This window comes from Maribacter hydrothermalis (genome assembly GCF_001913155.1).
Classification (GTDB): domain Bacteria; phylum Bacteroidota; class Bacteroidia; order Flavobacteriales; family Flavobacteriaceae; genus Maribacter; species Maribacter hydrothermalis.
Genome location: NZ_CP018760.1, coordinates 1,633,740 through 1,659,125, shown reverse-complemented (window position 1 = coordinate 1,659,125; position 25,386 = coordinate 1,633,740). Strand labels below are relative to the sequence as shown.

21 protein-coding genes are annotated in these 25,386 nt (G+C 34.0%); 10 read left to right on the top strand and 11 right to left on the bottom strand.

Annotation, left to right across the window (positions count from 1 at the left end; translation table 11 throughout):
- Positions 1-8: 8 nt before the first annotated feature.
- Complete coding sequence (locus BTR34_RS07070) at positions 9-530, bottom strand: hypothetical protein (RefSeq protein ID WP_068485350.1); 522 nt, start codon at positions 528-530, stop codon at positions 9-11.
- Between the two features lie 127 nt (positions 531-657).
- Here BTR34_RS07070 and BTR34_RS07065 point away from each other — a divergent pair, with 127 nt between their 5' ends.
- The gene (locus tag BTR34_RS07065; RefSeq protein ID WP_068485349.1) at positions 658-1,422 is read left to right on the top strand and encodes an exodeoxyribonuclease III; all 765 of its coding nucleotides are present in this window, start codon (positions 658-660) and stop codon (positions 1,420-1,422) included.
- 76 nt (positions 1,423-1,498) lie between these two features.
- On the top strand, positions 1,499-2,539 hold the full coding sequence (locus BTR34_RS07060) for an aldo/keto reductase (RefSeq protein ID WP_068485348.1): 1,041 nt from the start codon (positions 1,499-1,501) through the stop codon (positions 2,537-2,539).
- A gap of 105 nt (positions 2,540-2,644) precedes the next feature.
- On the opposite strand, the gene radA is transcribed toward BTR34_RS07060, so the two are convergent.
- From radA to panC, 6 genes are all read right to left on the bottom strand, one after another.
- The gene (gene radA, locus BTR34_RS07055; protein ID WP_068485347.1) at positions 2,645-4,006 is read right to left on the bottom strand and encodes a DNA repair protein RadA; all 1,362 of its coding nucleotides are present in this window, start codon (positions 4,004-4,006) and stop codon (positions 2,645-2,647) included.
- Positions 4,007-4,079: 73 nt separating this feature from the next.
- Positions 4,080-4,250, bottom strand: a complete 171-nt coding sequence (locus tag BTR34_RS18740; RefSeq protein WP_157483879.1) for a hypothetical protein — start codon at positions 4,248-4,250, stop codon at positions 4,080-4,082.
- A 44-nt stretch (positions 4,251-4,294) separates the two neighbouring features.
- Positions 4,295-5,437: an alpha/beta hydrolase gene (locus BTR34_RS07050; RefSeq protein WP_068485346.1), complete on the bottom strand. Its 1,143-nt coding sequence runs from the start codon at positions 5,435-5,437 to the stop codon at positions 4,295-4,297.
- Between the two features lie 27 nt (positions 5,438-5,464).
- Entirely contained in the window at positions 5,465-6,430 is a 966-nt protein-coding gene (locus tag BTR34_RS07045; protein ID WP_068485345.1) for a lysylphosphatidylglycerol synthase transmembrane domain-containing protein, read from the bottom strand.
- 2 nt (positions 6,431-6,432) lie between these two features.
- On the bottom strand, positions 6,433-6,783 hold the full coding sequence (gene panD / locus BTR34_RS07040; protein ID WP_068485344.1) for an aspartate 1-decarboxylase: 351 nt from the start codon (positions 6,781-6,783) through the stop codon (positions 6,433-6,435).
- Positions 6,784-6,796: 13 nt separating this feature from the next.
- Entirely contained in the window at positions 6,797-7,654 is an 858-nt protein-coding gene (panC, locus tag BTR34_RS07035) for a pantoate--beta-alanine ligase (RefSeq protein WP_235843233.1), read from the bottom strand.
- 90 nt (positions 7,655-7,744) lie between these two features.
- On the opposite strand from panC, the gene BTR34_RS07030 reads away from it, so the two are divergent.
- The 8 genes from BTR34_RS07030 to BTR34_RS06995 all read left to right on the top strand — a co-directional run bounded on the left by BTR34_RS07030 (position 7,745) and on the right by BTR34_RS06995 (position 19,617).
- The gene (locus tag BTR34_RS07030) at positions 7,745-8,554 is read left to right on the top strand and encodes a glycogen/starch synthase (protein ID WP_068485342.1); all 810 of its coding nucleotides are present in this window, start codon (positions 7,745-7,747) and stop codon (positions 8,552-8,554) included.
- A gap of 5 nt (positions 8,555-8,559) precedes the next feature.
- The gene (locus BTR34_RS07025) at positions 8,560-10,470 is read left to right on the top strand and encodes a DUF4270 domain-containing protein (RefSeq protein ID WP_068485341.1); all 1,911 of its coding nucleotides are present in this window, start codon (positions 8,560-8,562) and stop codon (positions 10,468-10,470) included.
- A 132-nt stretch (positions 10,471-10,602) separates the two neighbouring features.
- Positions 10,603-12,447, top strand: a complete 1,845-nt coding sequence (gene glmS / locus BTR34_RS07020) for a glutamine--fructose-6-phosphate transaminase (isomerizing) (protein WP_068485340.1) — start codon at positions 10,603-10,605, stop codon at positions 12,445-12,447.
- Positions 12,448-12,640: 193 nt separating this feature from the next.
- Positions 12,641-15,427 carry a TonB-dependent receptor gene (locus BTR34_RS07015; protein ID WP_068485339.1) on the top strand — a complete coding sequence of 929 codons (2,787 nt, stop codon included), beginning with the start codon at positions 12,641-12,643 and terminating at the stop codon, positions 15,425-15,427.
- 20 nt (positions 15,428-15,447) lie between these two features.
- Positions 15,448-16,980 (top strand): SGNH/GDSL hydrolase family protein, encoded by a 1,533-nt coding sequence (locus BTR34_RS07010; RefSeq protein ID WP_068485338.1) that lies wholly within the window; start codon positions 15,448-15,450, stop codon positions 16,978-16,980.
- A 167-nt stretch (positions 16,981-17,147) separates the two neighbouring features.
- The gene (gene atpD / locus BTR34_RS07005; RefSeq protein ID WP_068485337.1) at positions 17,148-18,656 is read left to right on the top strand and encodes a F0F1 ATP synthase subunit beta; all 1,509 of its coding nucleotides are present in this window, start codon (positions 17,148-17,150) and stop codon (positions 18,654-18,656) included.
- Between the two features lie 78 nt (positions 18,657-18,734).
- Positions 18,735-19,013: a F0F1 ATP synthase subunit epsilon gene (locus BTR34_RS07000; RefSeq protein ID WP_068485336.1), complete on the top strand. Its 279-nt coding sequence runs from the start codon at positions 18,735-18,737 to the stop codon at positions 19,011-19,013.
- Positions 19,014-19,077: 64 nt separating this feature from the next.
- The gene (locus BTR34_RS06995; RefSeq protein WP_068485335.1) at positions 19,078-19,617 is read left to right on the top strand and encodes a hypothetical protein; all 540 of its coding nucleotides are present in this window, start codon (positions 19,078-19,080) and stop codon (positions 19,615-19,617) included.
- 2 nt (positions 19,618-19,619) lie between these two features.
- Here the strand turns inward: BTR34_RS06995 and BTR34_RS06990 are convergent, their stop codons facing one another.
- From BTR34_RS06990 to BTR34_RS06975, 4 genes are all read right to left on the bottom strand, one after another.
- Complete coding sequence (locus BTR34_RS06990; protein ID WP_082960191.1) at positions 19,620-20,153, bottom strand: GNAT family N-acetyltransferase; 534 nt, start codon at positions 20,151-20,153, stop codon at positions 19,620-19,622.
- Positions 20,154-21,953 carry a M61 family metallopeptidase gene (locus BTR34_RS06985; protein ID WP_068485334.1) on the bottom strand — a complete coding sequence of 600 codons (1,800 nt, stop codon included), beginning with the start codon at positions 21,951-21,953 and terminating at the stop codon, positions 20,154-20,156.
- A gap of 83 nt (positions 21,954-22,036) precedes the next feature.
- Positions 22,037-22,435 (bottom strand): response regulator, encoded by a 399-nt coding sequence (locus tag BTR34_RS06980; protein ID WP_082960190.1) that lies wholly within the window; start codon positions 22,433-22,435, stop codon positions 22,037-22,039.
- The gene (locus BTR34_RS06975) at positions 22,432-25,086 is read right to left on the bottom strand and encodes a PAS domain S-box protein (RefSeq protein ID WP_068485332.1); all 2,655 of its coding nucleotides are present in this window, start codon (positions 25,084-25,086) and stop codon (positions 22,432-22,434) included. Before BTR34_RS06975 ends, BTR34_RS06980 begins: the two co-directional genes overlap by 4 nt.
- Between the last annotated feature and the right edge of the window lie 300 nt (positions 25,087-25,386).

Genomic DNA, 25,386 nt, shown 5'->3' with positions numbered 1-25,386 from the left:
AATACCTATTAAAATCGAAAACCTATAGATAAACCAGCTCTGAACAAAAAGTCATTTTGAAAATCTTCAGGATTAATATTTCTACCTAAACCTAAATTTATTTCAAGAATAAAACGTTGACTTCTAGTGGTCCATTTAGATCCTGCACCTAAACCAAGAACGGTGGTGGTATAATCAAAGTCTCTACTACCCAGGCTTTGTGATAGTTCAGAATCTTCTCCGGTATAATAAAGGCCAAAGACTTCTGCAAAAAATCCGCTTCGAGGATTATATCCAAAATATGCTCTTAAATTGGGTCCAATACCAAAATTGCCATTATAATCAGTAGGGTCACCATTAAAATATAAGGTGCCGCCTAAGCTTGCATCTTCGGTTATATAGTATTCATAACTAGTTTCTACTGATGAAGTAGCTAAAAATTGACCGATATTAATTTTAACTTCATGGTTGTTTAAGTTATTTGGGTAAGCTTGCGCAACAATATAAGAGGAATAGAAGATTAAAACGGCAGAAAATAAATACTTGTACATGAGTTTTTGTTTAATGATAATAATTGCATGCAAATTATATTCCAAATCTGTGAAATTATGATTTTATTGAGTGGTAATCGTCAATAATCTAGTACTCTTTTTTATTTTTAAACCTAAACAATACAGAATGAAAATTATATCCTATAATGTAAATGGAATTAGGGCAGCAGTAAAAAAAGGTTTTTTAGATTGGTTAGTGACCGTTTCTCCAGATGTTGTTTGTTTGCAAGAAATAAAGGCCAACGAAGAGCAATTAGATCTTTTATTGTTTGAAGAGGCAGGTTATAAATACAATTATTGGTACAGTGCTCAAAAGAAGGGATATAGTGGTGTCGCCATACTTTCCAAAACAAAACCAGATAATGTAGTATTCGGTACGGGAATAGAGTATATGGATTTCGAAGGGAGAAATATAAGAGCAGATTTTGGAGATATTTCTATAATGAGCATGTATTTACCTTCTGGCACTAATCTTCAACGTTTAGATCATAAACTTATGTACATGGCAGATTTTCAAGAATATACTAATGAGTTGCTTTTAAGTAGGCCTAATTTAATTGTGCTAGGGGATTATAATATTTGCCATAAAGCAATAGATATTCACAACCCTGTTGGTTTAAAAAATGTATCCGGTTTTTTACCGGTAGAACGGGAATGGATAGGAAATTTTATAGCGAGCGGGTTTTTAGACAGCTTTAGGGAGTTTAATTCTGAACCGGATAATTATACTTGGTGGAGCTATAGAGCTAATGCTAGAAATAACAATAAGGGTTGGCGGTTAGATTATGCCATGGTTGCCAAAACATTAAAAAAGAGATTGTCAAGATCGGTAATATTATCGGGTGCCAAACATAGTGATCACTGTCCTATATTGGTAGAGATAGATAGTTAGTGATATGGGAGCATTATAGATGGTATCCTCAATATATTTAGTAGTTTTGCGTTGTATTTAAGAATAAAAAAATTAAATGATCTATACCAAATTACCACATACAGAGATTGAAGTAAGTAAACTATGTTTGGGTACAATGACCTGGGGCAATCAAAATACAGAGACCGAGGGCCATGAGCAAATTAACTTTGCAATTGATAAAGGAATTAATTTTTTTGATACTGCAGAATTATATCCAATACCTGCACACAAAGATAGGTATGCAGCTACTGAGAAGATTATTGGCAATTGGTTCAAAAAAAATGGAAACAGGGAAGATATAATACTCGCTTCGAAAATAGCTGGTAAGGCTGAAATGACGAAATTTATTAGAACTACAGGTTTTACTAGAGAGTCAATTATTTCTGCAGTTGAGGGTAGTTTAGAAAGATTACAAACCGACTATATTGATATTTATCAATTGCATTGGCCAGATAGAAGCACAAATTATTTTGGTCAACGAGGTTTTAAACATGATATAACTGATTATTGGGAAGACAATATTCATCAAGTATTAGAAACGTTACGTGATTTAATTCGCGAAGGCAAAATTAGGCATGTGGGAGTTTCAAATGAAACACCTTGGGGCATGATGCGTTTTTTAGAAGAAAGTAAGGTTCATGGTACATTACCAAGAACTATAACCGTACAGAACCCTTATAGCTTATTAAATAGATTGTTTGAGGTTGGTATGGCAGAAATTTCTGCTCGGGAACAAGTAGGTTTATTGGCTTATTCTCCTTTAGGTTTTGGTGTTTTAAGTGGTAAATATTTAGGTGATAGATTACCGGAAGGATCACGGTTAAGTTTATTTCCTCAATATAACAGATATGTTAGTGAAACTGCGGTAGCGGCAACAAAGAAATATTTTGAACTAGCACAGGCCAATGGGCTTACTTTGGCACAAATGGCTTTGTCATTTGTAAACTCAAGGTCTTTTGTCACAAGTACAATTATTGGCGCAACTACTATGCGTCAATTAGAAGAAAATATTGGGAGTATCGATGTTAACTTAACTGATGATATTTTAAAAGATATAAAAGAAATTCACAACCTAATACCAAATCCAGCTCCATAATATGAAAAGCTTAGTTTTGTTAAAAGTTGGTTTTGGACAAATAGTGGTAATTCTTATTGTAATTATAATAATAATGGTTGTAGCAAGGATAATGAGGGATAAACGTTAACCAAATAAATTACCGGCAACTTCTTCAATTTTTGATGCTAATAGAATTTTTATCTTGGTAGATTTCAGCCCAATTTTGTTGTTTTTGGAAACTATTATTGTTGTGTAGCCTAATTTTTCGGCTTCCAAAATACGTTGCTCTACTCTTTGTACTGGTCTTATTTCCCCTGCTAAACCTACTTCTGCAGCGAAACAAATTCCTTTATCGATAGGGATATCTTCATTGCTTGAAAGAATTGCAGCTACAACCGCCAAGTCAATAGCTGGGTCGTCAACAGAAATACCGCCGGTAATATTTAAAAAAACATCTTTAGCGCCTAATTTAAAACCTGCTCGCTTTTCCAAAACAGCCAATAGCATATTTAATCGTTTTGCATTATAGCCTGTTGTAGATCGTTGAGGTGTACCATATACAGCTGTGCTTACCAATGCTTGAATTTCAATTAAAAGAGGGCGCATACCTTCAACAGTAGAAGCTATGGCAGTACCGCTTAAACCTTCATCATTTTTAGAAATCAAGACTTCAGAGGGGTTATTGACCTCTCTTAAACCGCTACCCTGCATTTCATAAATACCGAGTTCTGCGGTTGAACCAAATCTATTCTTTAAGGATCTTAATAGTCTATATACGTAATTGCGGTCACCTTCAAATTGAAGTACCGTGTCAACCATATGTTCCAATATTTTTGGCCCGGCAATAGAACCATCTTTAGTAATATGACCAATAAGTATAACGGGGGTATTCGTTTCCTTAGCAAACTTTATTAGCTCTGCAGTACACTCTCGTATTTGAGAAATACTGCCTGCAGCAGATTCAATATAATCGGAGTGTAGTGTTTGTATAGAGTCTATAACTACGATATCTGGTTCAGTAGCTTCAATTTGCTTAAAAATATTCTGTGTTTTAGTCTCAGTAAGAATAAAGCAAGTTTCGCTATTTGGGTGAATCCTATCTGCCCGCATTTTAATTTGCTTTTGACTTTCTTCCCCAGAAACATATAAGGTTTTATAAGGTAGTTTTAAAGCAATTTGCAGTAATAAGGTGCTTTTGCCAACTCCGGGCTCTCCACCAAGTAAAACTAATGCACCTGGTACTAGGCCTCCGCCAAGAACCCTATTGAATTCTAGGTCAAAAGTATTTAAACGGACTTCTTTTTCAATACTTATTTCATTAACTAAAAGAGGTTTGGAAACTCTTTTAGAGCTCTGTGAAGATGACTTCCAATTTGCCTTCTCTTCTTTTTGTACTACTTCTTCTACAACGGTATTCCATTGTTTACAGGCAGAACATTGTCCTACCCATTTAGCATACTGTGTTCCGCAATTTTGACAAAAAAATGCAGTTTTTGTTTTGGCCATCTTTAGCTTTTACTGACAAGGCTAAAGGTAGCAAGAAGTTTGAAATGAGTAAAAGGTAGAATGAAATTATAGTTTAATTATCATTGGACTTTTCTTTTTTAATAGCGCTAAAGGCAAGAAAAAATGATGCCCATGCCATAAATAAGGCAATTCCGTTATAGGTTAAAATAAAATCTCCTTTCAATCCAAAATACGTAAAAAGTACTCCGGAAAAGACGAAGTACATTGCGTCAACTTTAATCATATTAAGTAGGTTAGGCTAATTTGGGATTAGCTGTTTATAATAAATTAAAAGCCGAAATCAGCTTTTAGTGCATCCATTTTTTCAAGGGCCATTTCTTTGGTTAAAAAATCTATTTCTTCCATTTGAAAAGCTTTTTCAAATGTTTTAAGTGCTTTTTTTGGTTCACCTAATTGCTCGTAATATTCGGCTTCAAAATAAAAGCCTAACATAGTTTCAGGGTATTCTTTTTTACAAAGATCTGCTAAAGGTTTTAAGGATTCAAAATCTTCTTTTTTTCTAGAAGCCGCATAAATTGCCATAATATCATTGAGCTCTACAGGTTTACTGAAGCCAAAAACATCAACAATTCCTTGGTATTTTTTCTCTAAATAATCAAATACAGGTTCTTCGCTAGTAAGTATTTGTGTTTTATACTCTTTTGGACTAATTGGTTTAAACATTCCAAAAATATTGTCGAATGCTTTTCCAATACCATAGGTAGCTACAGAAATATGATCGGCATTCGTATATTCATCAAAGAAATAATGTAATGACTCTTTTTCTAAAGCTTTAATGCTATTGTTCATAGTCATAATTCTTTGCTTGTCATTACTGTCTTCACCTTCAACTATAAGTTGATAGAATATTTGATTTTCGAAAGTGTTGAGTCTCATGGGTACTCTTGACTCCATTTCTGGAGCTAAAGTTGGGGAAATACTAATATAGGCGTCAAAAATGGAGTTATCCTTAAATAACCAATAATTCATAAAACTTGCAGAAATGTCGTAACCTACAATCATTTTAAATGGTGCTGTACTATAGTTTAAATCTAAATAGGGAATAAGTTCCATTCCAATAAACTCATAAAATTTTTTTCCTTTTTCTGAAGGTAAACCACTATCTGGATCAAAAGCACAATCTTCAAATCTTAAATCGTTTTTACTTTGGTCAATACCAACAACAATACTTTGTGGCATGCCATGAAAACGGCTATAAAATTTTGATGAAGCAACAACTTGTTCAAAAAGATATTCTGCATCAAGAACTATAATAAGAGGGTACTTTTTGTTTTCGTCCATTCTATCGGGAAAATAGTAATGTACGTCTCGTCTTTCTTGTAGTTTAAAGGACTCAAATATTTCTTGAGTAGTTTGGGAATAACTTGTAATGCCAAATAGCAGTGCGAATATTATAGGTACATAACGCATAAATGGTAATTGTAAATAGTAATATTACTATTTGATTCTGTTCAATAACGGTAATAAAAGAAAAGATATTGCACCAAAAACAACTATCATTAATGTTTGGGCAATCCAAATTATCCATCCAAAGGCATCACCGGATACTGCACTTATACCGAAAATGGTCAACGCACTACTAACGGCAATGGGGTAAAGACCTATTCCTCCATTTGTAGTGGCCATAGCGAAAGCCCCTGCTACAAAGGCTACGAGTAATTGACTTAAAGATAGAGATATGGTTTCTGGTACGGTAAATTTTATAATCCACAGCATGCCAATATAACATGCCCAAATAAATAAAGTGTGAATAATAAAAAGCCATTTATGCTTCATTTTAAAGATGCTAAAAACCCCATCTAGCAGTCCTTTTACAAATGTTTTAATTTTTTGCGCAAATAGGCTTTTAGATTTTTTAATAAAAACAATAAAAACTACGAATACGATTAATCCAACTGCTGCTAAAACTAGTAAGCCGTTTAAATTAAATCCACGTTCTTGCAGCATGGCCATAATTACATCGGTTTGTAGTAAAAATGCAATCATGACTATGCCAAGAAGCATTATTACATCAATGACCCGTTCTGTAACTATAGTGCCAAACCCTTTTTCAAAAGGTACGCCTTCATAAGTGGTAAGTGCTGTTGCTCTTAGTACTTCACCTGTTCTAGGAATTCCTAAATTGGCAAAATAGGAGGTCAAGATAATCAAAACATTATTGCTTAGGCGCGGTTTGTAGCCTAAGGGTTCTAAAAGATAATTCCAACGAATAGCTCTGGAAACGTGGCCTAGCACACCTAATAAAACAGAAAGAAAAACATAAAGCGGGTCTGCCTCTTTAATGTAAAAGATTATTTCTTTTCTATTTTCTGGTGTAGTGGAATTATAAGAATACCAAACTAAAAAAACTCCCAATGCAATTGGGAGTATAATCTTAAGATTTTTTTTTAGTGTATTCGTCAAGATTACGTCAATAAATTATTTGCTTCATTAGGGAAAACTAAAGACGGATTGAATTTTTTTGCATCTTCTATATCCATCCAAGTATATGAAATTAAAATGAGTACATCACCTACAGAAACTTTTCTTGCCGCGGCTCCATTTAAGGTAATTTCTCCACTTTTTCTTGGTCCAGGTATAATATAAGTTTCAAGACGTTCTCCGTTGTTATTGTTAACAATTTGAACTTTTTCACCTCGTATAAAGTTTGCGGCATCCATTAGATCTTCATCAATAGTAATGCTACCTACATAATTTAAGTCTGCACCTGTAACCTTTACTCGGTGTATTTTTGATTTAACTACTTCTACTTGCATTGTGCAAAATTAATTAATTAAGAGCTATATTGTCAATTAGTCTTACTTCCTCAGCATAAACTGCAATAAAAGCCCTTTGTTTTGTATTTGTATTTTTTTTAATGATAGGTGTCAACGTGTTCACATCTGTGATTTCAAAATATTCTAATTGAAAATCAATGTTATCGTTAAATTGCTTCACTACCCACTCCTTCACATCTAGAACACTTTCCGTGCCAAATTTTTGTTTGGCAGTCTTTAACGTTTCGTAAATAAACTCGGCCTTTTGTCGTATTTTTTTACTTAACCTTTCATTTCTAGAACTCATGGCTAGCCCGTGTTTTTCCCGTACTATTTCACAACCAATAATTTCAACTGGAATTTGCTGTATTTCTACTAGTTTTTGAATAATACGTAGTTGCTGATAGTCCTTTTCGCCGAAATATGCACGTGTGGGTTTAATAAGGTTTAAAAGTGCTTCCACAATAGTGCCAACACCATTAAAGTGATTATCTCTAAATTCGCCTTCCATGACTTTATCAAGACCATCAAAATGATAAATTTTAGTTTTAACCTGTTTAGGGTAAAGTTCTGATACCTCAGGTACGAAAACGATTATTTCTTTAGATATAGCCGATATTAAATTTATATCAGCATCTAACGTTTTTGGATATTTTACTAAATCCTCTTTATTATTAAATTGCGTAGGATTTACAAAAATACTTACAACCACCTTTTGGTTTTCAGAAACTGCTTTTTTTATAAGCGATGCATGCCCTTGATGAAGTGCACCCATTGTAGGTACCAGACCAAGTGCAATACTGCTATCTATATTATTTAATTCACTTAAAAGCTCTTTTTTGGTCTTTACTACCACCATTGAAAAGTTCATTAGCGAGCAAACTTACTATAAATACTGCTAATCTCTATATTTTTTGTAATTTTGCGTTTACGTACCAGTGAAAAATAAAATATAACCTTTATGAATGGTAAAAAGATATTATTTGTATCTTCTGAATTAGTTCCTTACTTACCCGAAAACGAAGTTTCCCTAATGTCTTATGAAGCGCCTAGAATGGTCAACAGCAATGGTGGTCAAATTAGGATATTCATGCCAAGATATGGTAACATAAACGAGAGAAGGCATCAATTACACGAAGTAATTAGACTTTCAGGAATGAATTTGGTCATTAATGATATGGATATGCCATTAATCATTAAGGTAGCTTCCATACCAAAAGAAAGAATACAGGTTTACTTCATAGATAATGAAGAATACTTTAAACGTAAGGCTACATTTACCGACAAACAAGGTAACCTTTTTCCAGATAATGATCAACGTGCAATTTTCTTTGCAAAAGGCGTTATGGAGACTGTGAAAAAATTGAATTGGTCGCCAGATATAATTCATGTTCATGGATGGATGGCTAGCTTATTGCCTTTGTATTTGAAAAATTTCTATGCTGATGAGCCTCTTTTTGCCGATAGTAAAATTGTATTGTCTGTTTATGGAAAAACCTTTGAAGGTACTTTAGATAAGGATATGCTAAATAAGATTGCCTTTGATGGCATTCCAGATGAGGCTATTGCATCTTTAGCGGAGCCAACTTATAATAATTTGTTAAAGGTAGCTGTGGATTATGCAGATGCAATTATTTTAGCTTCGGAAGATATTCCAGAAGAATTAGAAAACCATATATCCAACCAAGAAAAACCAGTGTTGCCATATGTACCTGTTCAAGAATTTGAGGAGGCATATGCTAATTTTTATAACACCGAAGTTTTAAAATAATCTGAATGAATTTTTTTAATAATTCCGCTACTCCCAGATTTTTGGGAATGTTTTTGATATTTGGTTTTTTAGTATCATGTGAACAAGATTTAACTTCAATTGGTGCTGGTGTTGTTGGGAACGAACCTTTTACTACCGGTAAAGAAGTGTATGATGTTTTTGTTCATAATAAAAATATTGAGGCTGTACAGACAAATAAACTCCCGGTATACCAATTAGGAACATTCAATGATCCTATTTTTGGAAAAACACGTGCTTCGGTAACTTCACAAATGTTTCTTGGAACAACGAATCCTTCATTTGGTACTTTATCTCAAGATAAAGAAAATAAAGCGGGGAATACAGGGGAATCAATTACAACTATTGATGAGAATGAAACAATAAAGGAGGTATATCTTTATATTCCATTTTTAACGAAAAGTATTGCTGTGGATAGTGATGCAGATGGGGTGGTAGATGAATTTGATGCCGACCCAGATAACGATAATGATAATGACGGCGATGGTGTTTCAAACGCCGTCGAAACTGCTTCAAGTACCGACCCTTTGGATGATGCTAGCGTAGATGAAGATCGCGACGGTATAAATGATAAGGATGGTTCAGAAATTTTTACAAATAATTTCTCGAAGAAAATAGAATTAGACAGTATCTATATCAATAACCAAAATTATGATGATGTAAGTACTTCGGTATTGCCGTCGTTTAATTTAAAAGTAGAAAGATCAACATTCTATTTACGAGATTTAGATCCTAATGCTAATTTTCAAGAATCTCAACAGTATTATTCTAACCAAGAATTTTCACCTGATTTTGTGTCAGACTTATTATTTGAGGGGCCTGTGGAAATTAATAATAAAGAAATTTTAATTCGAAATGAGGATGATGAATCTACTGATGATGTAGATGAATCACTTACATTCAGTAAGCTTCCGCCTGGTGTGAGAGTTACTTTGAACAATGATTTTTTTCAACAAAATATATTGGATAAGGAAGGTAGTACGGAGTTGTTGAGTCAGTCTAATTTCACAGAATTTATTAGAGGGCTTCATTTTTCAATCGAAGATCAATCAGGTAATGACGTGATGTTTTTGTTTGATTTAAAAGATGCTAACGTTATAATGACATACAACTATACTAGTTATGACACTAATAGTACTATAGATGATACCAGTGATGATACGCCGAATGAAATTAAGGAAAAAGATTTTCTTTTTTCTTTTTTATCGCAGGTTCAAAATGGTCCGGTAAATGGTAATGCAGTGAATACAATAATTACAGAGAATTATAGTCCTCAAATTACCGAAACATTGGATAATTCTGAAAATGCATCTAGAATATATTTAAAAGGAGGCCCCGGCACCTATGCTGAAATCAATTTATTTGAAGTAGATGGAGGGGAAAGTATTATTGAACAAATAAAAAATAAAAACTGGGTAATTAACGAAGCAAATTTGGTGTTCTATGTAGATCGTAATCAATTAGATGCGGCTCAAAGTAAATTAGAACCATCTCGGCTTTATTTATACAATACGGAGAACAATTTTCCATTAATAAACCCAAATAGCGAACAAAACGATTTAACTGTACAAGAATTATTTGGAGTGTATCTTAATTACGATGGTATTTTAGAGAAATCTAATGATCAAGGAGTAAAGTATACCGTAAAAATCACTGATCACATAAATAATTTAGTGGTAAGGGATTCTGCCAATGCAACGTTAGCTTTAACGTTGGCAACAAGTATTCAAAATTGGGGTATTGCCGATACTAAAGTTAGCTCAGGAGAAAAGGAATTGGCAACAACTTCAATTCTTACGCCATTAAGTACAGTATTGTATGGAAGTAATATAGAGGCTGTTGACCCTAATTTTGATAAAAAACTTAGGCTAGAGATATTTTACACAAAGCCTAATTAGACATTTTTTTAGTTTAGGTATATCACTTTATAGATTATTAACGTTGTATAACCTAAACAGAGATAATATTTCTAAGCGATGTTTTAATATTGTAGGCGAAAATTATCATAAAATCATTAAATAGTTTTATTTATGTGTGGAATAGTTGGATATATAGGATATAGGGAAGCTTTTCCTATTATAATAAAAGGTCTTCAACGTTTAGAATATCGTGGTTACGATAGTGCTGGTATAGCATTATTTGATGGAAATCAAATTAATCTTTCTAAAACTAAAGGAAAGGTTGAAGATTTAAAGAATAAGGCTAAGGAAATTTCTCAAAAAGGAAGTATCGGAATTGGTCATACACGTTGGGCAACTCATGGTGTTCCAAACGATGTAAACTCTCATCCACACTATTCAAATTCTGGTGAACTGGTAATAATTCATAATGGAATCATAGAAAACTATGAATCTATTAAAAAGGAATTAACAAAAAGAGGTTATATATTTCATTCGGACACTGATACAGAAGTATTGGTTAATCTTATTGAGGAAGTAAAGAAAACTGAAAATGTAAAGCTTGGTAAAGCGGTACAGATTGCTCTTAATCAAGTTGTAGGTGCTTATGCCATAGCTGTTTTTGATAAGCAAAAACCAGATGAAATTGTTGTCGCCAAATTAGGTAGCCCTCTAGCTATAGGTATTGGTGAGAATGAGTTTTTCATAGCATCGGATGCTTCTCCATTTATCGAATTCACCAATAATGCAATTTATCTTGAAGATGAAGAAATGGCTATTATTAGGTTGGGTAAAGAAATAAAACTTAGAAAAATTAAAGATGATGCCGTTGCTTATCCTAGGATATTGGAATTGCAGATGAATCTTGAGGAAATTGAGAAAGGTGGTTATGATCACTTTATGTTAAAGGAAATTTATGAGCAACCTAGAGCAATTAAAGACACATACAGAGGTCGTTTATTAGCAGAACAAGGTTTAGTTAAAATGTCTGGGATTGAGCAGAACATGGAAAAGTTCCTAAATGCCAATAGAATTATTATTGTGGCTTGTGGAACGTCATGGCATGCAGGTCTGGTAGCAGAATATATATTTGAAGATTTAGCGAGAATCCCTGTAGAAGTAGAATACGCTTCGGAGTTTAGATATAGAAATCCCGTTATAACGGATAAAGACATTCTTATAGCCATTTCACAGTCTGGTGAAACAGCAGATACTTTGGCGGCAATAAAATTAGCAAAGGAAAGAGGAGCGTTTGTATTTGGGGTTTGTAATGTGGTTGGATCATCTATCGCTAGGGAAACCGATGCTGGTGCTTATACTCATGCTGGTCCTGAAATTGGAGTGGCTTCAACGAAAGCATTTACAACTCAAATTACAGTTTTAACTTTAATGGCCTTAAGATTAGCAAAGGCAAAAGGTGTTTTTTCAGAAACAAAATATCGTGAACACTTAACAGAATTGGCAACAATTCCAAGTAAAGTAGAAATAGCATTACAATCAAACCCATTAATTGAAATAATTGCTGATGTCTATAAAGATTCTACTAATTGCCTTTATTTAGGTAGAGGTTATAATTTCCCTGTTGCACTGGAAGGTGCTCTTAAGTTAAAGGAAATTAGTTATATTCATGCTGAAGGGTACCCTGCTGCAGAAATGAAACATGGTCCAATTGCTTTGATAGATGAGCATATGCCAGTTTTTGTAATAGCTACTAAAAAAGGACATTACGAAAAAGTGGTTAGTAATATCCAGGAAATAAAATCTAGAAAAGGTAAAATTATTGCAATTGTTACGGAGGGCGATGAACAAGTAAGAGATTTGGCGGATCATGTAATTGAAGTGCCGGAGACTTTAGAAAGTTTAACACCATTATTAACTACGATTCCTTTACAACTAATTTCTTACCATATTGCGGTTATGAGAGGTTGTAATGTAGATCAACCAAGAAATTTAGCAAAATCGGTTACCGTGGAGTAATTATTTAATATAAATTAATAAAGGGGGATGTAAAAAAGTTTACATCCCCCTTTTTGTATTGCATAAAACTCAGTTTTTATGGTCTATAATTATGAGAATAATACTATGCATGCATAATTTTTTTCAAATTACTATAATCCGTATAAAATAATATGTATCTTCAGCACCAACTAATTTTAAACTTTAATTAAGAATGAGAGCAATACTACTTTTAGCATTGATGGCTATTGGTACTTTTGGGTTTTCCCAAACCAATATCAATGGTAATGTTGTTGACCAAAACAACGAGCCTATCCCCGGGGCCAATATCGTTATCGTTGGCACAACCATTGGAACAGTATCCGATTTTGACGGTAATTTCAATTTAGAAACATCTGAAGTTCCACCATTTAAAATTGAGATTTCCAGTATTGGGTATACCAGTAATACACAATCTGTTACGGGCAATAATCAAACTTTGACTATAATTTTAAATGAGTCACAAACTTTTTTAGATGAAGTTGTAATTTCAGCTTCTAGAACCCCAGAACGTATTTTTGAATCTCCAGTTACGGTAGAAAGAATAGGTCTTTCTGAAATTAAGAACACGACAGCGGCAGATTTTTATGGCGGATTGGAGAACTTAAAAGGAGTGGATGTAAACACCAACAGTTTAACTTTTAAATCTGTCAACACTAGAGGTTTTGCATCTTTTGCAAATACACGTTTTATGCAGTTGGTAGATGGCATGGATAACTCTACACCTGCACTTAACTTCCCAATAGGAAACTTAGTGGGTATGGTAGAGACTGATGTGTTAAGTGTAGAATTACTACCTGGAGCATCATCAGCACTATATGGGGCAAATGCCTTTAATGGTATTTTATTTATGCGTAGTAAAAGTCCATTTGACTACGAAGGTATTAGCGTTTCTATAAAGCAAGGGATAACTTCACAAGAATCTGCTGGTGATAATTCCTATACCGATGTAGGTATAAGAGCAGCACATAAATTCAGTGATAAATTTGCAGCTAAAGTTAATTTCGGCTATTTAAAAGGTACGGATTGGGCTGCTACCAGTGAGGTTGACAAAACAACTCCCGGTGGAACAAGAGCAGACTTAAACTATGATGGTATAAACGTTTATGGCGATGAGGTTTCTACCGATATTAAAGGTGTGGCTTTAACTCTTGAAGGATTAGGTGTTTTACCTGCTGGAGCTAATGCTTTGGTTCCTTCTCAAATAGTAAGTAGAACGGGCTATAACGAAAGAGACCTTACCAATTATAATGCAGAAAGTATTAAGGCAGATTGGGGATTATACTACAGGCCAATTGAAGATAATAGTTTAGAACTTTCTTATGTAGGTAAAGTTGGTACGGGTAATACTATATATCAAGGTACTAATAGATACAATATTGCAGGTTTCTTTCAAGAACAACATAAGTTAGAAATTAAGAACGACAATTTTTTTGTTAGAGGATATGTTGTAGGTGATAAAGCTGGTAATTCTTATGATATGGTTTTTACTGGAATCAATATTAATAGAGCTTGGAAAGATGATAATACTTGGTTTGGTGAATATACCGGTGCATATGTAACGGCAACGTTGTCTGGTGCAACTGATGCTCAAGCTCATGCAGCAGCTAGAGCACAAGCAGAAACTGGTAGGTTTTTACCTGGAACACCAGAATTTCAAGCTGCATTTAATAGAAGTATAAATGATCCAAATTTAGCAACTGGTTCTAAATTTCAAGATGCGTCAAAATACTATCATGCAGATGGAAACTATAATTTTAGTCATTTGATTGATTGGGCAGAAATTCAAGTAGGTGGTTCTTTTAGAGAATATAGTCTAAATTCTGCTGGAACTATATATACAGATTATGACGGTGCAATTAACTATTCGGAATTTGGGGTTTATTCTCAAATTCAAAAATCACTTCCGTTCGAAGGTGAAAAAAGTTTAAAATTAACAGGTTCTATCCGATACGATAAGTCTGAATTTTTTGATGGGTTCTTTTCTCCAAGGTTGTCAGCTGGTTTTACATTAAACAGGAATCATAATATTAGAGCTTCGGCACAAACAGGCTTTAGAAACCCTACAACTCAAGATTTATTTATTGGCTTAGATGCTGGTAGAGCAATTTTAGTTGGTTCGGCGCCGGATAATTTAGATCGATATGTTACTGCTCCTTTAGACGTAAGTGGAGGGGGTCAACTACTAGGTCAACCTGCAACAATTACACAAACAGGGGCTGTTGCATATAACAATTCGTACACTCTAGCATCAGTAACTGAATTAGGTGAAACTGGAAATCCTGCTGTATTAGAAATAGCTAATCCAGACATAATAAATCCTGAAAAAGTTACTTCTTTTGAAATAGGGTATCGAGGTAAAGTTGAAAAATTGGTAATCGATTTTAGCACCTACTACAATAGCTATGAGGACTTTATATCTCAAGAAGTAGTAGTTGCGCCTTATTACGGTACAGTTGGTGATGGCTCACTATCGGTTGCTGCAATTGCAAATAATGATTTTCAGGCCTATAGTGCGTATACAAATACCGATGCAAATGTTAATTCATATGGAGCTTCTTTAGGACTTAGTATGAAGGTGCTTGGTAATTTTGATTTAGACGGTAGTTATACATATACAAAACTTGATTTTGACCGTGATGCAAACCCGGACGTGATGTTGAATTTCAACACTCCAGAACATAAGTTCAAAGCATCTTTTGGAAATGAGCAGTTATTCAATAATTTCGGATTTAATGTTTCTTATAGATTTAGTGATGATTATTTTTGGGAGGCTACTTTCGGAAATGGTGTAATTCCAGAATTTCATGTAGTTGATGCACAAATTAACTATGAAGTGCCAAGCATTAAATCTTCATTTAAATTAGGAGGTACAAACCTTACTGGTAAAGAGTACTATACTGCATTTGGTACAGGATATATTGGCTCTATGTACTACTTATCATGGACAATTAACAACTAATTTTAAAATATAAAGTTGAAATGAAAAACTTAAAATATATATACATTTCTTTGGGTATCTTGGCTTTTACAGCTTGTAATGACCCTATAGATGTTGACCTAAATCCTGTAGTAATGGCTGAAGAGCTTCCGGCATTAAGTGCTGGATCAGCTGATTTTTCTAATTACGTAGCTTTAGGTAATTCTTTAACGGCGGGTTTTACAGATGGCGCATTATTTCAAGCTAGCCAAACCTTATCATTGCCTAATTTGTTATCGCAAAAATTTAGTCTTGTAGGTGGCGGTAATTTTGTGCAGCCATTAACAAGTGATAATTTTGGTGGACTAGCTTTAGCAGGTACTAGAATTCAAGACCCAAGATTAGTTTTTGGTGGCGCTGGTCCTGTTCCATTAGAGTCAGTTATAGGCTCCGTAACCGTATCAACAGATATTGCGTTAAACAATCCAACTGGTCCTTTTAATAATTTGGGTGTTCCTGGAGCAAAAAGCTTTCATTTGTTAGCACCAGGTTATGGGAATATTTCTAATGTACAATTAGGTCTTGCAAATCCGTACTTTGTTAGGATGACAGGTTCTACACCGGACATTAGTGTATTGCAAATGGCTGCAAGTCAGGCGCCAAGTTTTTTCTCGCTATGGATAGGAAATAATGATGTCTTGGGATACGCTACATCGGGAGGTGATGGCACCAATCCTATTACACCAGTATCGGGAGTTCCAGGTGTTGGTTTTGATGGTAGTTATGGGGCATTAATAGCTACATTGACAGCAGGTGGCGCAAAGGGAGTAGTTGCGAATATTCCTAATGTAGTGGATATTCCACATTTTACAACAGTACCGCATAATCCTGTTCCTTTAGATGCAGCAACAGCGGCTGCCGTAAATGGAGCTTATGCTGCATATAATGGTGGATTGCAAGCGGCATTCGCTGCTTTGGCAGGTACAGGTCTGCTAACACAAGAAGAGGTGGATGCTAGAACAATTAGTTTTGTAGCAGGTGCAGGGAATGCTGTAGTAATTGAAGATGAAACGTTAACAAATTTAGGAGCAATCAATCCAGCTTTTGCTGCACTACCTCAAATTAGACAAGCAACAGCTGCTGATTTGTTAGTATTGCCGGCTTCAAGTTTTATAGGGACATTGGCGGTTCCTGGCAATCCTTTATCTGTAAATGGTGTTGCAATACCATTAGCCGATAAGTGGGTGCTTTTGCCAAGTGAGCAAGAAGAAATAGCAGTAGCCACCGCGGCATTTAATCAGATTATAGCAACTGCTGCTAGTCAAGCAGGATTAGCGTTGGTTGATGCAAATTCTTTGTTAAACCAACTGGCAAATGGAGGTATTACTAGCGGCGACTTTACATTAACCTCAAATTTGGTCATGGGTAGTGCATTTTCTTTAGATGGGGTGCATCCTACGGCAAGGGGGTATTCCTTATTGGCTAATGAATTTATGAAAGCAATTGATGTAACCTATGGTTCAAATTTTGAGGCATCAGGTAACTTATTAAACGTAGGGGATTATCCAACAAATTATTCTCCGGCACTTCAATAAAACAAGATTAATTAATAAGAATTAAAAGGTGCTCAATAGGCACCTTTTAACTTTTGTAAAAAACCGAAAAAACAATTTTTCTTTAAAACTGAATACCATATCTTTGCAGCCTGAAAATGAGAGCATTTTTAAGGTTATATTAAACGTAATACATAAACATAAAAGTAATGTCAAAAGTTACAGGTAAAGTTTCGCAAATCATTGGACCCGTGGTTGATGTAGAATTTCAATCAGGTGCTGATCTACCTAGAATCTATGATTCTTTGGAAATTGTAAACAAGGATAAGTCTATTTTAGTATTAGAAGTACAATCTCATGTTGGCGAAAATACGGTTAGAACTATCTCAATGGATTCAACCGATGGTCTAAGTAGAGGTGTAGATGTAATTGCAACAGGTAGCGCGATTCAAATGCCGGTAGGTGATGATGTTTATGGTCGTTTATTCAATGTAATTGGTGATGCTATTGATGGTTTAGGTAATTTACCTAAGGCAGGTAAAGCAGGTCTTCCAATACATAGAGAAGCTCCAAAATTTGAAGATCTTTCAACTTCTACAGAAGTTTTGTTCACAGGTATTAAAGTAATCGATTTGATTGAGCCTTATGCAAAAGGTGGTAAAATTGGTCTGTTTGGTGGTGCTGGTGTAGGTAAAACAGTATTGATTCAAGAATTGATTAACAACATTGCAAAAGGTCATGGTGGACTTTCTGTATTTGCTGGAGTAGGAGAACGTACTCGTGAAGGAAATGATTTACTTCGTGAGATGTTAGAATCTGGTATTATTAAGTATGGTGATGATTTCATGCATTCTATGGAAGAAGGCGGATGGGATTTATCCAAAGTAGATAAAGCGGCAATGAAAGGTTCAAAAGCGACTTTCGTTTTTGGTCAAATGAACGAGCCACCTGGAGCACGTGCACGAGTGGCACTTTCTGGTTTAACTATTGCAGAGTATTTCCGTGATGGAGCAGGTGAAGGTCAAGGAAAAGATGTACTTTTCTTCGTAGATAATATTTTCCGTTTTACACAAGCAGGTTCAGAGGTGTCGGCATTATTAGGTCGTATGCCATCTGCGGTAGGTTACCAACCAACATTGGCAACTGAGATGGGTGCTATGCAAGAACGTATTACATCAACAAAAAGAGGTTCTATTACATCTGTTCAGGCGGTTTACGTTCCTGCGGATGATTTAACGGATCCAGCACCGGCGACAACGTTTGCTCACTTAGATGCTACCACAGTATTGTCTCGTAAAATTGCTGAGCTTGGAATTTACCCAGCGGTAGATCCATTAGATTCTACATCAAGAATTTTAACAGCTGAAATATTAGGGAAAGAGCACTATGCTTGTGCTCAAAGAGTAAAAGAGCTTTTACAACGCTATAAAGAACTTCAAGATATTATTGCCATTTTAGGGATGGAAGAACTATCTGAAGAAGATAAATCTGCCGTTGGTAGAGCAAGACGTGTTCAACGTTTCTTGTCGCAACCTTTCCACGTTGCAGAACAGTTCACAGGTCTTAAAGGAGTTTTAGTTGATATTAAGGACACTATAAAAGGATTTAATATGATTATGGATGGCGAATTAGATCACTTACCAGAATCTGCTTTTAACCTTAAAGGTACTATTGAAGAGGCTATAGAAGCAGGTGAGAAAATGTTGACTGAAGCGTAATTAAGTTCAGAGTTCAGAGTTTAGAGTTCAGAATTGAAACTCATAACTCATAACTCATAACTCATAACTAAAAGAGATATGTATTTAGAAATTGTATCACCAGAAGCAACCTTATTTGCAGGAGAAGTAACTTCGGTTACTGTACCAGGTATTAATGGTGAGTTTCAAATGTTAAAAGATCACGCGCCTATTGTATCATTATTACAAGAAGGTAAGGTGAAGGTTTCGGGGAATATTGCTTTAGATAAGGAGTATGCCTCTAGGTTTAGTAAAGATGCAGATGGAAATACGGTTTTACAAATTTCTAGCGGAACTATTGAACTAAAGAATAATAAAGTTATTGTACTAGCAGATTAAAGACTAGTCTTATAATTTATCAAAAGCCATACTATATGTATGGCTTTTGTCGTTTTAAGTAGTGGTGTCTAAAAAGAACATTATAATTTCAGAAGGTAATAGGCCTATTTGGCAGTTGATAATTGCCGCAATTCATTATACAGCGATTGTATCTCTGCTTTTATTTGCAATAATTGATTTTGATATTGCATTTAATTCAGAAGTAATAAAGAAAGGAATTAACACTTTTGAGGTGATAATTTTCCTATTACCAGGTGCTTTAGCATTTTCATTAGTAAAAGATGTTCTTTTTGATTTGGATAAAAAACAATATAAACTTCAGTATAGTGTCGGCCCCATACATTTCGGTAAATGGGAAGAATTACCTGAAATAGAATATGTTTCAGTATTTAAACAACCTTTGGTTGATGGTAATTTTATCTATGAAGTAAATCTATGGTATCAAAGCAACAGACATTTTAATATTTATAAAAATGAAAATAAGGAAAAAGTATTTCTTCTTGGAAAAAGTGTTGCTAAAGTATTGCATGTTAACTTGTTAGATGCAACCGTACCAAATAATTATAGGTGGATTAAAAACAAACTGGATAATTATGAAAACTAACTTTATATAGTCTTCAAAGAAATTAATTCCCAATCTTGACCTAAAGAATGATAGGTATATAATTTTTCAAAACCAATAGCGTAATGTGCTCCTAATGAACGACTATTAGTTGCATCTACTTCAGTTATTATAGCATCATATTTTGGATAGGAGGCTTTTTTCATGGCTTCGTATAATCCTCTAAATATTCCTTGCTTTCTATGGGTTTTGGCAACGCATATTTGTCCCATAGTAATAAAATTTCGAATATTGTTGGTCTCTAATTCAGTAAACATTGGTCTTAAAACTGAAATTTCGTCCTTAAAATCATCGGTCATTGAAAGTGCATAACCAACGACTTTATCTTTATCTTTAGCTATGATATGTGCGCAGGCATCATTCATTCTGGTTAATATATCTATATTATGATGCACGGTTACGAAACCTTCTTGAGCCATTTCTGAATCAGTAACAGTCGACTTTAAATTGCTTTCCTGTAAGGACAATATTTGTAACAACTCATTGGTTGTTTTGGCTGTTGTGTAGATGATACTCACTTAATCAACTTTTAACCAATCTTTACGTGCTTTTACTATTTTTTTTGAAAGTGCTTTTCCATTTTTCTCCTCTAAACTAATTGAATAGTTAGGGTCAGATGTTAAAGTTACTTCCGTTTTTCTTTCTATACCATCTCTTAAAAATGTAATTAAAAGAATATCCTTTGGTTTAAATTCATCTTTAATAAATGTATCAAATTGAATTCCGTTTGGGAAAGAATCTCCATTTATCGAAGTAATAACATCATCTTTATCTAACCCAGCAATATATGCCGGACTACCAATTTTAGTATTACTTTGAATTTTACCATTAAAATCGTCCGTTATGGATACAGCAGCTCCGAAATAAGCGGCATGTTCGTCTTGAGATATGATTACCCCAACTTCTTTAAAAAGTTCATTGTAATTAGGCATTTCGCTTTTATGAATAAAGTTGGTGAAGAAATCATTACCAAATTGTTGGCCGGCATACAAATTTAAAGATTCGTTCAAATTTTCTATGGTATATGGTATTTCTGTTTTTCCGTAGGAATTCCACACCTGTTTCATAAAGTCATCTAGATTTAACCCTTTTTGTCTTAAAGATAAATCTAGAGCTAGCCCCAATACACTGCCATAGGAGTAATATGAAATAAAAGTATTCTCTCTATTTACCGGGTCTACAGATGTGGCTGCATCAACAAAAGGAGCTTGAAAACTCATTTCTATAGGATTAAAAAATTGTCTGGCAGGGGAGTTCCAAACATAATTAAAAGTTCCAGTTAATCCTTCAACATAATCTTCAGTAGAAATTAGCCCTACTCTACAAAGAATTAAATTGGTATAATAACTAGTAAAACCTTCGGCAAACCAAAGAGCGCCACTCATATTTGCTTCTTCAAAATTAAAGGGCTCTAATGTTTTTGGTCTAATACGCTCCACATTCCAGCTATGAAAAAATTCATGAGATACAGTACCTATATTGCTTTCCATACCGCCATTCGCCAAAGTCCTTGTACTGGTTAAAATAGTAGAATTACGATGCTCCATTCCATCACCGGAGGCATTGGGTATATAGCAGGCTAAAAAAGTATAAGAGCCAAAATCAAAAGTCGGTAATTCTCCAAATACATCTTTTTCGGCAAGCACTACTTTCTTCACTTTATCAAAGTATGTATTGGCTTCCTCTTCTGTACCTGGGTCGTGTAATGCTAATTTTATAGTTTGATTATCTACATTAAATTCTCTCACTTTATGGTTACTTAACTCTGTAGGGCTATCCATAAAATAGTAAAGGTTAGGAGCGCTATACATATTATCTTTTACATGTGGCAATTGAGTAGCTACTTTCCAATTTAAATCATCTCTATTTTTAAAATTGACTTCTATAGGTCTTTCGCTCAATATTGGCGCATACATAAAAGTCGCTGGAATATTAAGGTGAGCATGTGTCTCGTCAATCTGGGAATAAGTGCCATCACCTCTATTGGCAAATAAAGTATAGGTGATATTTACTTGACCATCATGACCACTTACTTTCCACTCATATGGGGAAGTTCTTGTTATTGATAGATTGGAACCTTTACTATCGGTTGCTTTTAAATTATAGACATTCTTTGCAAATTCATGTAAGGCATAGCGACCAGGTGAGGTCCTGCTCATTCTTAGTGATAAGGTATCCGACGAAAGCGAATTAAAATTGGCAGTTATTATTGCTTCGTGATGAACGGCATTTTCAAATGAAATGGAGTAAGTGTTAATTTGAGCTGATAATAGAATAGATTGAAGTCCTAAGAAGACAAATAACAGTACATAGCGCATAAAATATATTTTAGCTAAGATAATGAAGCTAAGCATTCAATAGCGAATTGAGATTTTAATTTTCTAGATTTATAATTATTTTTCTACTTCTCAAATTTTTTCTCAACAACTTCCTTTATACCCTTTAAATTATATTCGGTAATAGGTTTTGTGATAAAATCGGTAACTAACGGCATACTCTTTAACTTATCTAAATCTTGTTGGTATGCAGATGATGTTAAAACAAACAGCAAACAATTGTCTGTATTGCCAAGCTTTTCAAATTCGTCCATAAATTCCCAACCATTCATTACAGGCATATTTAAATCAAGAAAAATGACATAATTATTTTCTCTGGAGAACTCATTTTTTAAATGATCAATAGCAGTTAGACCATTTAAAAAATTAGATATTTCACCTTTTAATTCAACGGATTTTATTCCTTTTTCTAATAAAAATGTAAAAATAGGATCGTCTTCTATAAGTAGTAATTGGTAATTCATTGAAATTCTTCTATATCTATTGCGCTAGCGGTTTTCTCTACGGTTTCTCTAATGACCGTATCTATTTCGTTTGCAGAGGTAAAAATAAAATTTAAAACCTCTTCTTTTTCATTTGAATGTAAACCTTCGTTTTCGTTTTTTATTAAATTAATTAATCCCATTAACCTAGCAACCGGTGCACGAACAATATGCGATTGTGTCCAGGCTATTTCTTTAAGCCTCGCATTTTGTAGTTTAATTGCATTTATATGTCGAACTCTCGTAGTTACATCTTTAGAATTCACTACTATACCATTGATCGTTGGCTCATCAAGTTTGTTGGTCACTATGGTTTCCATCCATATCCAACTACCATTTCCATGTTTAAACCTAAAAGGACCGATGGTAACTTGTGGTATTTCAAAAATCTTAATAAATTGACAATGAATACGTTCGTAATCGTCAGGGTGTACGTAGTCGAATACATTAGTACCAATGAATTCTTCGGGGGATATTTGCAATGTTTTTATGGATGTAGGGCTTACATAGGAAAATATTTCATGTTTATTAATAATACCGATAATATCACTTCCTTCCTGCACGAGTGTTTTAAAACGCCTTTCGCTATTTTCAAGTAGTTCTTCCGCTTTTTTCTTTTCAGTTACATCACGGGTATTTACTACGATACCATTTATGGACGGTTCATCGATTTGGTTGGTAGCTATGGTTTCCAACCATCGCCATTTGCCCTCGCCATTTTTAAATCTAAAAGGTTTAAAGTATACTTGTTTTTTATTCGCTACTTCTAAGAATTGAGTATAAACTTCTTGGTGGTCGTCTAAATGTATATGGTCGAAAGCTATGGTGCCCAACAGTTCCTCGGGTGACATCTTTATTGTATTTTTCGAAGTAGGACTTACATAAATGAACTTGGCCTCTTGGTCAAAAATAGCAATTAGTTCCGTTCCTTCCTGTACTAAGGTTTTAAAGCGCCTTTCACTATTTTCTAGTTGTAATTCGGCTTTTTTCTTTTCTGTATTATCCCGGGCAATACAATAATAAACACAATCTTTTTCATCCCAATTAGATGACCAAAGCATTGGTACTAGAGTACCATTTTTATGTACATATCTGTTCTCGAAGTTAGTTTCTTTTTCACCAGCTAAAAGCGAGTAAGCCGAATCTTGAGTTGCGTTTTGATCTTCTTCAAAAACCAAATCTATATATTGGGTGCCGATCAATTCTTTTGGTTCGTAACCCCATATTTTTTTACAGGCCTTATTAATACTTAAGAAGTATCCTTCTTCATCCATAGTACATATGATATCCAAAGAAGCCTCCATGATTTTGTCCATCTCTTCCTTTGCACTCAATAAAACTTGTTGAGACAATACTTCTGAAGTAATATCTTTTGAAAAACATGTAATTCCAATTTGTTTTCCTTTTGAATCTAATAAAGGATTAAAAGAAGTTAAACCATAAGTTATCCAATGTTTTATGGGGTCTTCAAATTTATGTTTTATAGAAAAAGTTTCTCCTTTTAAAGCTCTATTAAAATAAGCTTTCCATTTATTATTTGTTTCTGCATCATACGTTTCGGTAAAAGTATAATCACCTTCTTTGTAGCTGAAGCCTAAATTTCTTTTTATTAATTTATGAAATGAAGAGTTTGCTGTAATTAATTTAAAATCTAAATCAATAGACCACATTAAATCTTTGGTGCTATTAATCATGGCTTCTTGATTATTTTTAAGCCTTTCTAATTCTTCACGGTGATTTACTTTTTCTGTAATATCCTGAATAGTACCATACATTAATAGTGGCTCATTCTCATTATTCCAGGTTAACACTTTTCCATATTCATTTACCCAAATATAATGGCCGTCCGTATGTTTCATTCTATATTGAAGTTCACATACTTGGGATTTGATTTTAAAACAATTAGAATACCTTTCTTTAACCTTTATTAAATCATCTGGATGAACATAGGTAAGCCATTTACGTATTTTAATTAGTATTTCTTTAGTGTGGCTTATCCCTAATAATTCAAGGGCATTACTGCTAAATACTATTGCATCTTCCTTTAGGTTACGTTCCCAAATACCTATACCGGTAGCTTTAACAATGTTATCTAGCAGTTTACCTTTTCTGACTAAGTCTCTTCTTTGACCTTCTTCTATTTTTTTAGATCTACGTAATTCTAGTAATTGCACTACTTGGTTGGCAAGTGTTTTTAGGCTAGCTATTTGTTGAGGGCTAAGTTTTTTTGCTTCGTAATCAATTACGCACAATGTGCCAAGACGATGACCTTGAGTTGTTGTTAATGATGCTCCCGCATAGAATCCTATATTCGGGTACTCGGTAACCAATAAATTGTTTGCAAATCGTTCATCTTCATGAGTGTTTTCAACAATCAATAAATCTTCGTTATCAATGATAACATGTTTGCAAAAAGATACTTCTAATGGTGTCTGTTTCACATCTAAACCGTGGTGCGATTTAAAAAACTGTCTTTCGTCATCAACCAATGAAATAAGACTTGTTGGGGTATTACAAATAGAAGCTGCTAAAGCTGTTATATCATCATAAACAGATTCAGGAAGCGTATCCATTACATCAAATGATAGTAATGTCTCAAGTCTTTTTATATCTACAATATTATTCTCCGCCATTAATTCCAAAAAACCTGGATTATATTCTTTCTATCCTTATATTAAAGTAAGAAAATTCCTTAAAAAAAGAAGCAAAAATACGCTATAATATTATATGATAATTAAATAGAGCTTATAAATTAAAGTTAAAAACACCTCAAAGGTTAATGTAAGTATTTATTAATCAGATTAATAATGCTATTATGTTAGTGAATTTTTACAATATGTATTAAAAAAAACAATTGTTGATAACACGTAGTATAAAAGTGTTGTCATATGTGTAATAATTTTCTTTTGGTTTTATAGAAAAGTTATTTTTGC

Bases quoted from the DNA above. Each gene is read 5' to 3' on its own strand.
- BTR34_RS07030 (WP_068485342.1), top strand. From the start codon at position 7,745: ATGAATGGTAAAAAGATATTATTTGTATCTTCTGAATTAGTTCCTTAC.
- glmS (WP_068485340.1), top strand. From the start codon at position 10,603: ATGTGTGGAATAGTTGGATATATAGGATATAGGGAAGCTTTTCCTATT.
- BTR34_RS07010 (WP_068485338.1), top strand. From the start codon at position 15,448: ATGAAAAACTTAAAATATATATACATTTCTTTGGGTATCTTGGCTTTT.
- BTR34_RS07000 (WP_068485336.1), top strand. From the start codon at position 18,735: ATGTATTTAGAAATTGTATCACCAGAAGCAACCTTATTTGCAGGAGAA.
- radA (WP_068485347.1), bottom strand. From the start codon at position 4,006: ATGGCCAAAACAAAAACTGCATTTTTTTGTCAAAATTGCGGAACACAG.
- BTR34_RS07065 (WP_068485349.1), top strand. From the start codon at position 658: ATGAAAATTATATCCTATAATGTAAATGGAATTAGGGCAGCAGTAAAA.
- BTR34_RS18740 (WP_157483879.1), bottom strand. From the start codon at position 4,250: ATGATTAAAGTTGACGCAATGTACTTCGTCTTTTCCGGAGTACTTTTT.
- BTR34_RS06980 (WP_082960190.1), bottom strand. From the start codon at position 22,435: ATGAATTACCAATTACTACTTATAGAAGACGATCCTATTTTTACATTT.
- panD (WP_068485344.1), bottom strand. From the start codon at position 6,783: ATGCAAGTAGAAGTAGTTAAATCAAAAATACACCGAGTAAAGGTTACA.
- panC (WP_235843233.1), bottom strand. From the start codon at position 7,654: ATGAACTTTTCAATGGTGGTAGTAAAGACCAAAAAAGAGCTTTTAAGT.
- BTR34_RS07050 (WP_068485346.1), bottom strand. From the start codon at position 5,437: ATGCGTTATGTACCTATAATATTCGCACTGCTATTTGGCATTACAAGT.
- BTR34_RS07060 (WP_068485348.1), top strand. From the start codon at position 1,499: ATGATCTATACCAAATTACCACATACAGAGATTGAAGTAAGTAAACTA.
- BTR34_RS06985 (WP_068485334.1), bottom strand. From the start codon at position 21,953: ATGCGCTATGTACTGTTATTTGTCTTCTTAGGACTTCAATCTATTCTA.
- atpD (WP_068485337.1), top strand. From the start codon at position 17,148: ATGTCAAAAGTTACAGGTAAAGTTTCGCAAATCATTGGACCCGTGGTT.
- BTR34_RS07015 (WP_068485339.1), top strand. From the start codon at position 12,641: ATGAGAGCAATACTACTTTTAGCATTGATGGCTATTGGTACTTTTGGG.
- BTR34_RS07025 (WP_068485341.1), top strand. From the start codon at position 8,560: ATGAATTTTTTTAATAATTCCGCTACTCCCAGATTTTTGGGAATGTTT.
- BTR34_RS06975 (WP_068485332.1), bottom strand. From the start codon at position 25,086: ATGGCGGAGAATAATATTGTAGATATAAAAAGACTTGAGACATTACTA.
- BTR34_RS07070 (WP_068485350.1), bottom strand. From the start codon at position 530: ATGTACAAGTATTTATTTTCTGCCGTTTTAATCTTCTATTCCTCTTAT.